Origin of the sequence: Amycolatopsis balhimycina FH 1894 (genome assembly GCF_000384295.1) — a bacterium.
Lineage (GTDB): Bacteria > Actinomycetota > Actinomycetes > Mycobacteriales > Pseudonocardiaceae > Amycolatopsis > Amycolatopsis balhimycina.
In genome coordinates this window covers 5,256,731-5,266,721 of sequence record NZ_KB913037.1, presented here as the reverse complement: position 1 = coordinate 5,266,721, position 9,991 = coordinate 5,256,731, and the positions used below count along the sequence as shown (strand labels likewise).

The 9,991-nt window shown below is 65.8% G+C and carries 10 protein-coding genes and 1 tRNA gene; 6 read left to right on the top strand and 5 right to left on the bottom strand.

The annotated features are described in order from the left end of the window. Nucleotides 1-339 (top strand): tetratricopeptide repeat protein (locus A3CE_RS51550; protein WP_043791021.1); only part of this gene is annotated, 339 nt, incomplete at its 5' end. Between the two features lie 224 nt (nt 340-563). Here the strand turns inward: A3CE_RS51550 and A3CE_RS0123530 are convergent. Together A3CE_RS0123530 and A3CE_RS51545 are read right to left on the bottom strand one after the other, a co-directional pair. Further along, a tRNA-Ala gene (locus tag A3CE_RS0123530) sits at nt 564-636 on the bottom strand. 32 nt (nt 637-668) lie between these two features. Continuing rightward, nucleotides 669-836 carry a DLW-39 family protein gene (locus A3CE_RS51545; RefSeq protein ID WP_020642567.1) on the bottom strand — a complete coding sequence of 56 codons (168 nt, stop codon included), beginning with the start codon at nt 834-836 and terminating at the stop codon, nt 669-671. A gap of 335 nt (nt 837-1,171) precedes the next feature. Between A3CE_RS51545 and A3CE_RS0123520 the strand changes: the two genes are divergently transcribed. Next, nucleotides 1,172-2,809: an alpha/beta hydrolase gene (locus tag A3CE_RS0123520; protein ID WP_084641741.1), complete on the top strand. Its 1,638-nt coding sequence runs from the start codon at nt 1,172-1,174 to the stop codon at nt 2,807-2,809. Between the two features lie 111 nt (nt 2,810-2,920). Then, nucleotides 2,921-3,715, top strand: a complete 795-nt coding sequence (locus A3CE_RS0123515; RefSeq protein ID WP_020642565.1) for a maleylpyruvate isomerase family mycothiol-dependent enzyme — start codon at nt 2,921-2,923, stop codon at nt 3,713-3,715. A 594-nt stretch (nt 3,716-4,309) separates the two neighbouring features. Here A3CE_RS0123515 and A3CE_RS0123510 read toward each other — a convergent pair. Further along, nucleotides 4,310-5,544 (bottom strand): IS3 family transposase gene (locus tag A3CE_RS0123510; protein WP_245589481.1). Its coding sequence is split into 2 segments (ribosomal slippage): nt 4,310-5,265 and nt 5,265-5,544, totalling 1,236 coding nucleotides; the frame shifts between segments, so codons are not numbered across the junction. A gap of 57 nt (nt 5,545-5,601) precedes the next feature. On the opposite strand from A3CE_RS0123510, the gene A3CE_RS0123500 reads away from it, so the two are divergent. Then, nucleotides 5,602-6,405 carry a hypothetical protein gene (locus A3CE_RS0123500; RefSeq protein ID WP_020642564.1) on the top strand — a complete coding sequence of 268 codons (804 nt, stop codon included), beginning with the start codon at nt 5,602-5,604 and terminating at the stop codon, nt 6,403-6,405. A gap of 358 nt (nt 6,406-6,763) precedes the next feature. Next, complete coding sequence (locus A3CE_RS56660) at nt 6,764-7,180, top strand: hypothetical protein (RefSeq protein ID WP_125592395.1); 417 nt, start codon at nt 6,764-6,766, stop codon at nt 7,178-7,180. A gap of 8 nt (nt 7,181-7,188) precedes the next feature. On the opposite strand, the gene A3CE_RS56655 is transcribed toward A3CE_RS56660, so the two are convergent. Further along, nucleotides 7,189-7,653, bottom strand: a complete 465-nt coding sequence (locus tag A3CE_RS56655; RefSeq protein WP_125592393.1) for a hypothetical protein — start codon at nt 7,651-7,653, stop codon at nt 7,189-7,191. Nucleotides 7,654-7,675: 22 nt separating this feature from the next. On the opposite strand from A3CE_RS56655, the gene A3CE_RS55330 reads away from it, so the two are divergent. Continuing rightward, nucleotides 7,676-8,728 (top strand): serine/threonine-protein kinase, encoded by a 1,053-nt coding sequence (locus A3CE_RS55330; protein ID WP_084641738.1) that lies wholly within the window; start codon nt 7,676-7,678, stop codon nt 8,726-8,728. An 11-nt stretch (nt 8,729-8,739) separates the two neighbouring features. Here A3CE_RS55330 and A3CE_RS0123490 read toward each other — a convergent pair whose 3' ends face one another. Continuing rightward, nucleotides 8,740-9,972: a helix-turn-helix domain-containing protein gene (locus A3CE_RS0123490; protein ID WP_020642562.1), complete on the bottom strand. Its 1,233-nt coding sequence runs from the start codon at nt 9,970-9,972 to the stop codon at nt 8,740-8,742. Between the last annotated feature and the right edge of the window lie 19 nt (nt 9,973-9,991).

The window sequence follows — 9,991 nt, the reverse complement described above, 5'->3', positions numbered from 1 at the left end:
CTTGCCGACTACGAGCGGGTGCTGGGACCCGACCACCCCGACACGCTGAGCTCGCGGAACAACCTGGCCTACGCCTACCAGGCGGCGGGTGATCTGGGACGGGCGATCCCGCTGTACGAGGCCAACCTCGCTGATCGGGAGCGGGTGCTGGGACCCGACCACCCGAACACGCTGAGCTCGCGGAACAACCTGGCCTACGCCTACCGCGCGATGGGTGATCTGGGACGGGCGATCCCGCTGTACGAGGCCAACCTCGCCGACAGCGAGCGGGTGCTGGGACCCGACCACCCCACGACCAGGATCATCCGCTCAAACCTCGACAGTGCGCGATCATCCTGAAGCCGCGACCGCGCGGGCGTCACGGAACCGGCCGCCCCTGGCGCCGAACGTCCCGCTCATCGGCTGACCGGACATTCGATAGGGCAAACGCACCCGTCGGCCGGGGCGTGGCCGGGGCAAGGGGCACGCAGGGGGCACGGCGGGAGGCACGGCCGCCTGATACGACGAAGGCCAGGTCAGAGGAAATGCTCTCTGACCTGGCCTTCGTCACGTCTACAGCAGTGTGGAGCTGAGGGGAATCGAACCCCTGACCCCCGCCTTGCAAAGGCGGTGCTCTACCAATTGAGCTACAGCCCCGGACGCGGGCGGCGCACCGCCCGCGTGAGGACTCAGTTGTGGGACGCGCCCGCAGGCTTGGCCGGAGTCGTGCCGTTGCTCGAGGGGACCGGCGCGGTCGCCTCACGCCAGAGGTCGGCTTCGGCCTTGGCCGCCTTGTTGCGCTTGACGACGAACAGGACGCCGCCCGCGATGACCGCGAGTGCCAGCAGCTTCTTCACCGAAGCCCCCTTCTCAGCTTGCTTCCCTTACCCCGCGATGTTACTGCACCGGTCTCGCCCGGTGTCGGGCCGCCGGTGGTTCCACGTGGAACCAAGAGTTCGCAGGTAACGCACGTCACAGGCGAGGCGAAATACCGAAGGCGCGTGTCTCGTTGTACCCATCGGTAGGCGTGCCGAGCTCGCCGACCACGAAAACTCAGCCCTGCCGGACTTCTCTTCCCGGCAGGGCTGACCCGTATCCGGCGAACTCCGTGGCACGCATCCTCCGAACGGCCACCCTTTGCCGACTTTCCGGCCGTTCCGGCCCGTCGCTCCGCGTCCCTACGGTGACCCGGATGAGAGCAAGACAGAGCGCTTTCCGGCGTGGCATCGCGCTGGGCACCGTGACCCTGGCGATCTCGGCGGGGCTGACCACGGGAGCGAGCGCCGCCACGCCACCGGCCGGCCCGGACTCCGACAGGGCCGCCACACCCGTCCTCGACTGGGCTCCCTGCCCGGGCGAGACCGGTCCGCCGGGCTCCGAGTGCGCCACGGCCCGGGTCCCGCTGTCCTACCGCGACCCGGCCGGTCCGCAAATTTCCCTGGCGCTGACCAAGCGGCCCGCCAAGGACCCGCAGCACAAGATCGGCACCGTGTTCACCAACCCCGGCGGCCCCGGCAGCAGCGGGCGGATCCCGCCACGACTGTCACCGGTGATGGCCGCCCGTTTCGACATCGTCGGGTTCGACCCGCGCGGCATTCGCAACTCCACCCCCGTCACCTGCTCCGACGACCCTGCCGACGACGCGAAACTGAGCCCGGTCTTCCCCGTCACCGAAGCCGAAGAGGCCGCCGCGATCCGGCAGGTCGGCGAGGTCACCGCGCGCTGCGCACAGCACGCCGGGCCGCTGCTGGGGCACATGTCGACGGCGAACGTGGCCCGGGACCTGGACCTGCTGCGCCGCGCCGTCGGCGACCAGCAGCTGAGCTACCTCGGCACGTCCTACGGGACCCACCTGGGTGAGGTGTACGCCAACCTGTTCCCGCAGCGGGTGCGGGCCATGGTGCTCGACGGCGTGCTGCAACCCCAGGAGTGGACCACCGGCACGCTGCCGGGGCAGAGCGGCGAGCCCTACATCTACCGGATCGGTTCGTACCTCGGTGCCCAGACCGCGCTGAACACCGTGATGCGGGAATGCGCGGCCCACGCCCAGTGCGAGTTCGGCGAGCCCGGCGCCACCGAGCAGAGCCTGCACCGCAAGTACGACGACCTGCTGGCCACGCTGCGCCGGGGACCGGTCACCCTCACGGATTCGCACGGCGAGACGCAGCAGATCACCTACCAGGACCTGGTCATGCGGATGTTGAGCGGGCTCTACAACCCGGACGCCGCCGCAGACCTGACCCCTTTCTTGCAGACGCTGTACCTCGCCGCGCAGCACCCGGCCGCCACCGCACCGGCGCCCGGGCATGTCCCCGTGCCGGCTCCGCCACGGTTCTCCCGCGCCGCCGAGCCCGACGAGCCGCAGATCGCGTACAACACCTGGCACAACGCCGTCGCCTGCACGGACACCGACAACCCGCGCGATCCGCGGGCGGTCGGCCGCTACGCCCGCCTTGCCGAGGCAGCCGCTCCCGGGTTCGCGTCAGTCTGGATCTACGCCGGGTTGCCCTGCGCGAGCTGGCTGGTGACCGACCCCGACCGCTACACCGGCCCGTGGAACCGGCCGACCGCCAACCCCGTCCTGCTCATCGGCAACCGGCTCGGCGACCCCGCAACCCCGTACGAAGACGCGGTCTCGACCAGCCACCTGCTCGGCCGGGCCCGCCTCCTCACCGCGGACATCGCCGGACACGGCGTCGCCTACGACGGCCGGAACCAGTGCGTGGACCAGTGGCTGGACGGTTACCTGACCGACCTGACGCTGCCGCCGGCCGGCACGGTCTGCGCCGCCGAGCGCGGGCCCTTCGACCCACCGTCCGGCTCGCGCTGACCCCATGATTGTCGAGCCGGAAAAATCGTGGCGGGCTTGTCGATCGCGGCTGTCGTCGTTCGACGCGTCGTCGAAGACTCAGAGGCCGGCGAGACGAGAAGGAACGATCCCATGACCGAACTGAACGCGGAAGACGCCCGGCGAGCGATCGTCGAACACACCCGGCGCCTGGCGGAGTCAGCAGTCGCGGCCGGACCTGACGCCGCCGTGCCGACAGCGCCGGGGTGGACCGTCACCGACCTGGTCGAGCACGTGGGCCAGACACAGCACTGGGTCGCGGAGCTCATCGAGCGGCGCGTCACCGACCCCACCGAGCTGCCCACGGAGATGGCCGTACCGCCCACCGGCCCCCGCGAGTGGCAGGCATGGCTGTCGGAGTCCGCGCAGCGAGTCGCGAACGCGTGCTCCGACGACGCACTCGACGCACCGGTGTTCAACGCCGCGGGGGACGAGCGGTCCGGGACACGATTCTGGCTGTCGAGCATGCTCAACGAGGCGGTCGTCCACGGCGCCGACGCTGCCACCGCGGCGAACCGACCGGCCGACATCGACGCCGGCATCGCAGCGGCGCTCATCAGCAACCACCTCGCGATGCTCACGTCCCCGACGTGGGAGATGCAGCGGTCCGAGTCCGCGCAAGCCCTCCGGGGCACCGGGCAGACCCTGCAGTGGCAGGCCACGGACACGGCGAACGCCTGGTTCGTCGAACGACGGTCTGACGGGGCGACGTGGCAGCCGGGAACCCGGCAGGCCGACGTGACGGTGACCGGCCCGGCACAATCGCTGCTGCTGACCTTGACCCGGCGACTCAACCTTGCCGATCGCGAAACCACCAACATCAGCGTCAACGGCGACGTCGGTCTCGCCCAGCACTGGGTCGACAACACCGCCCACGCCAGCAACTGACCCAGGTCACGACAAAGCCCGGTTCGCATTCCGCGAACCGGGCTTTGTGATGCGTGGGCCTACCAGGACTTGAACCTGGGACCTCTTCGTTATCAGGCCAAGATCACCCCTTTGTGATCAAGGCGCACACCTCATGACCTCGGGTTCGGGCGTCCGTGGACGTCCACCGACGGGTCCGGCAGTACCGGGTGATTGTCAGGCGGTTCGTCAGGCCATCGTAGGTGCGCGACCAGGCAAAACAGCTAACCCAGGGACGGCCAAGATCCCAAGGACGCCCCGCGAGTCGGCCGCCATGACGACCGGAATGTCAGACCTGAGGAGCACAATCGTGCCATGTGGCACAGCGACGGATTCCGGATGCCCGAGGGCGCCGAGGTAGTAGGCCGGCAAGAAGACGTGTTCGAGATGCGGATTACCATCCCGTCCGACGAGCATGGTTTCTTCGGCCGACAGTGTCCGAGCTGTACACAGATGTTCCGGGTCGGCTCTGACGACTACGAGGCTCTCCCTGACGACCTTGAGCTGTGGTGCGTGTACTGCGGTCATCACGCCGAACACAGTGAGTGTCAAGTACCGGGTTTGATGGAGACTGGATTAACTGGTTTCCAGGGTTGCGGTGACCGTGTGGGTCATCGCGTGTAGTGCTTCGTGCTCGGCGGGCGGTACGTGTCCGAGTTCGCCGTGCAGGCGTCGGTTGTTGTACCAGTCGATGTACTCGACGGTGGCGATCTCGATGTCGTCGATACCGCGCCATGGTCCGCGGTTGCGGACGAGTTCGGCTTTGTACAACGAGTTGAACGCCTCAGCCATCGCGTTGTCGTAGGAATCTCCTTTGCTGCCAACGGATGCGACAGCGTCAGCCTCGGCAAGGCGCTGCGTGTAGCGCACTGCCCGGTACTGCACGCCGCGGTCGCTGTGATGGACGAGCCCGGTCAGGTCCGCGCCGGCGGCCTGGCGGCGCCAGATCGCCATCTGCAGCGCGTCCAGCGCGAGCTCGGTGTAGAGGCTGGTGGCGACCTGCCAGCCGACGATCAGGCGGGAGAAGACATCGAGCACGAACGCCGCGTAGACCCAGCCGGCGGCGGTGCGCACGTAGGTGATGTCCGCGACCCACAGCTCGTTGACACGCGTGGCCGTGAAGTCACGTTCCACCAGGTCAGCGGGCCTGCTGGTCTCCGCCGCCGGCCGTGTCGTGCGCGGAGACTTGTCGCGCAGCAGGCCACGCAGTCCGCTCTCGCGCATGAGTCGCTCGACCGTGCATCGGGCCACGTCGACGCCCTCGCGTTTGAGCTGCTTCCACACCTTCCGCGCCCCGTAGACGCCGTAGTTGTCCTTGTGTACCCGCCTGATCGTCGCGGTCAGCTCCCGGTCTCGTGCCGTACGGGCCGATTGCGGGCGGGACTTGGCCGCGTAGTACGTCGACGGTGCGATCTCGGCGGGCGTCTGCTTGAGCGCCTGCAGGACCGGCTGGACACCGTGTTCTTCCTTCTGGGAGTCGACGAACTCGACCTTCATCGCGACGGACGGTCCAGCTCCGCCGCAAAGAAACTGGCCGCTGACCTCAAGATCTGGTTCGCCCGCCGCAGCTCACGGTTCTCCCGCTCCAGCTGAGCGAGCCGCTCCGCGTCACCGCTCGTGGTGCCCGGCCGGTCCCCGGCGTCGGTCTCCGCGCGCTTGACCCAGGTCCGCAGCGCCTCGGGGTGGATCCCGAGTTGGTCGGCGATCCGCTTGATCGCCCCGGTCGCGGCCGCTGGATCCCGCCGCGCCTCCACGGCCATCCGGGTCGCCCGCTCACGCAGCTCGTCTGGGTACTTCTTCGGTGGGGCCATCAGTCCTCATCATCCAGGCTTGAATGTCTCCATCAAACCCGGGGCGGGACAGAGTTCTTGACCCAGCAGCAGCTCGACCGGGCGATGCGTGCCGCAGGTGATCTCGGAACGCAACTCGTCCAGGAAGCACTGGATCACGCCTTCAGAGGTATATCAACGTCCAGGTCAAGACCGCGGCCATCTGGATTCGGCATCGAGATCAGCTACCGCACCGAGCCGTTCTACCCCCAGCCGCTCCCCGGCATCGACGAGGAACAGCTCATTCGGGTGCGCACGTGCGCTAGCTGCACTCTCCGCTACGCGGTGTTTGGCGAGCATCGATTCTGCCCTGTGTGCGGGCTGCTATCAGCCGACGTCGTGGCGCTGGACGCTCTCGCTGCCGAAACCGCGCGGCTCGACGGCCTGGGCCGACTGCCTGCCGAGGTCGCCGCGACTCTGCGCGAGCAGGGTGTCTTCACACGCATCTGGGTGGACACGTTGGAGAACCTGGTCGGCGTCGTCGAGACAATGGCATCGAGGGTGTTCCGCGCCAGCGTGACCGATGCCGCCAGCCTAGTCAGAGGCAAGGGCAACATCTTCCAGCGACTCGACGACACTGCGGATCTCTTCGCCGATTCCGGGCACTCAGATGTCCGTACGATGATTGACGCACCAACTTGGCAGCGACTGCAGGAAGCCTGGGCCGCTCGTCACCTGTTTACTCACAACGATGGCTTGATCGACGCCAAGTACTTGGCCAAGGTGCCCGGCAGCACGGCAAGGCCCGGACAACGACTGACGATCACCGAAGCGACATGCCGGCAGGCCATCACGGACACAGAAGCACTGTGCCGTGCGATTGCGGCACTGACCAGGCCTTGACCTCGTTGCGCAACGCAAGACCATCCGCCGAAGGGTCAGTCTGGTTCAGCTTGTCGTGCGCCAGCTCATTATGACGAGCACAGTTGACCGAATGACCTACTCTTCCGGCACCCTCAGTCCGGCCACCAGGCTTCCCTGCCTACCCCAGCCTGCACTACATTAGAACACGTGTTCGATATGAACGAAGGCAACTGGTCACCCGTGAACTAGGTGGAGGCCCAACTTGAGATTGAGTTGGCGACGGGTTGTAACAAGTTGCACTCCACTGGCCCTGTTTCCGACCTGGAAGGGCACGCATGCTGGATGCTGACCGTCCGCTTACTCGGTTTCTGTCAGAACTCGACCTCGGGGAGTAACCGTGACAGACCTGCTCGAAATGATCAGCCTGGGCAACCGCAACATCGATCACCTCTCGAACCCAAGCGAGTTGAGGGCAGCTGCAGAGCAGGTCACCGAGGTTGCATCGGACTTTGGTACCTCAACCCTGATGGCGGCTAGTTCGGCAGCGGAACGCATCGTTGGAGCCGCGCTTGTCGGCCATGCGGGCATGGTCCACGGCCCGCACTCAGAAGCAGGCAGCGCGAGCGGCACTGTCTTGATTGTCGACGTCAACGTGGCAAGCGGTACTTCACTCGCCAGAGCAGCGCGCCGAGCACGACAAGCGGGAGCAGAGCGTGTAGTGGCCGTGGTTCTCTACCAGCTAGCCGTGAGGCTGCCCGATCCTCACGTTTGGGGCATAGACCAACTCATCGTCATTGATCAGGGCAGCGCCTGACAGGCGCTCTATCCGCTTGTCGTCGCTGTCGGCAGGCCGGAGATTGCGGCAGCAGCGGCCTCAGCGTGCTTAGCTACAAGGCGCTTACCTGTGGCAACAGCTTCAACCTTCGGCACGCCGAGCACCTCGCCCACTTCTTTACCTGTCCTTGCGCACACTGAACCATGAACTTGCTCGCGGCAAACCAGCATGAGAGCGCCTTCGATCAAAAGGCGATTACGTGGCGCAGCCGAACGGTTTCCCTTCGGGCTAACGTCCGCCACACGGATGACAGCGTGCTCAATCTCAAGTCCGGAAATCTTACTACGCAGGTTCTGCGCAAGATGAACTAACCGATCAGCTTGTCCGTCAGCGCTTGTCTTCAGCACGTACGAGTCAACGACCGACGGGTTATCTCGATCACCTGAAACCAAAACGCAAGAAACCGTAGGCCCTTTGGGCGAAATCACCACGCACAGCCCGATCACTGTCATCTCGCGAATATAGACTACTCACGTGGCTCAGTCGAAACCGTATCCGAAGGGGACTCGCATCAACGACCGCTACGAGCTTGTGGCCTTCTTAGGCAAGGGCAAAGGCGGTCAGGTTCATCGAGCACGCGATGAGCACCTGGGCACTGAGGTAGCCCTCAAGTTGCTTACTCCAACAGACGGCCAGCCAGCCACGTGGGACGAGGCTCAAGTCCTTGAGCAACTCCGCAGCGACTACCTTCTTCCCGTGTTCAATGCGGATGTGGTGACCGGGACCGATCTCCGCTATATCACGACCCCTGTCATGGAAGGCGGCAATCTCTCGACGGCGGCGAGCCCATTCGGGGTTACGCCAAGACAGGCATCCGAGTGGGGGCAGTACGTCGGATACGGGCTGGAGAAGGTGCATTCAGCTGGCCTTCTCCATCGAGACGTGAAACCCGAAAATTGCTACTTAGACACCAACGGAAAAGTGCTCCTCGCAGACCTTGGCATGGCTCACAAGATCGACAAGAACGGCAGAACCCCTCCGGAAGGAACTCTCGTAACAGTTGCGCCCGAGGCTCTGTCTTCACCAGATCGCCACTGCACCAAGGCCTCGGACATCTATTCCCTGGCTGCCACTGTTTTCTTTTTACTAGCAGGCGACTATCCAGTTTCAGAAAAATTTGGGTACGATGAGACCTGGGAGAAAGTTCGCACGGGACAGCGGAGCAAACTACGAGACGTTGCCCCTCACGTCTCCATCGGGCTAAGTCGCGTCGTAGAGAAGAGTCTCTCGCTCGATCCTAACGAACGAGCAACAAGTCCGTTAGAATTCGCCAACCAACTTGCAACAGCCACTCACCATAGACGTAACTGGCGGAGGATTACCCCCCACGCCAACCATCTCCGATGCATGGTCGCAGACAGCACCAAAACAGCAAGCACATTGAATATATGCGTCGTAGCAGAAGGCAACGATTTCGCTGTAGTAGCCACACTAGACAGTGGTCGGAGAGTTCGAAAGCATGAGAGGACTGGTGTAAAAGCGAGCAAAATTGCTCAAACACTCAGAGAGATTATCGGGAAGGTCTGACCTGTCGAACTTCATAAGCCTCGGTCTGGCTGACCGACCACGCCGTAATGAGTTGCAAGCGCGGCGAACTCAATGCCCTGACGTCGCGTTGCCCGATCGACTAGGCGTCGCATCGTGGTCTTACCGAGCGGCTGATAACGCACCCAGTCCGGCGCGAGGTCGCGTGCCTCCGCAAGCCAGGCCAACGCATCGCGATCCTGACGCAGGTCGGCGGCTGCTGCAGCGAGCAACAGTCGATGGCCAGCCTCCCAGAAGGCTGGGACGTCGCCCGCTGTGTCCGGCACGGCGGCCGCCAGGCGGAGCGCCTGCTCGGGGTCGCCGGCCCGCGCTGCAAGCTCGACGTTCTGAAGTGCCGCAACGCGCGGGCCGAAGATCGCAGCCTCTGAAGCTGTGTCGCCGCGTGACCGGATCGCAGCAGCGTGGGCCGCAGCAAGGAGATCCTCGGCGCGGCCAGCGCTCCCAGTACGGAGTGCCGCGGTTGCGGCGTTGAACAGCAGGTTGCCGAACACGCCGGCGCGGACCGGGTCGCGGTCGAGCATGCGCGGTTCGATCGCGGCCGCCGCCTGGGTAGCGACGTGCTCAGCGTCCTCGGCACGTCCCTGGCGGACCAGTGTCCAAGCCAGGTAGCGCAGCGAAATTGCGGCCTCGACCTCGGGAGCGTCCGACTCGGCCGCGGCCTCAATCGCCCGAGCAGCGGAGGTGTACGCCAGGTCATCGAAGCCGAGCCGACCCGCGATGCCGGCACCGAGCCGGTACGCCGTCGACAGGACGCGGTGAGCGCCAGCGCGCTCCTCGTCCCGGGTGTCGCGGACGCCTCGACGGGCATCGGCCAGGACGACCGGCAGCGCGTGCAGCAGCTCGGCGTGGCGCCCGTCGACATACGCCCGCCAGGCAGCGTGCGCACTGGCCGTGAGTTCCGGGAGCGGCAGCAGCTCGCGGGTGTCGGCCAGATCCTCAAGACCGGGAATGGATGCATCCGCGGTGATCGCCCGGCGAAGCGGAGCCACATCGACATCGCGGGAGTGCGGCGCCGGCAGTGTGCCGAGCAGCGCATCGACCGGGACCCCGAGCGCAGCCGCGAGTTTCCGAAGGGTGGCCGGGCGGCTCGTCGTCCTGGTGCCCTGCTCGATGCGCGCCACGGTGTCGACGCCGACCGAGGCAGCCTCGGCGAGGCCCTCCTGGGAGAAGTCGCGGGCTTTGCGGATGCGCGTCAGGTTCTCGGCGAGCGGGTTGTGAGCGGTCATCCGTCCTCCGGCTGTGTGC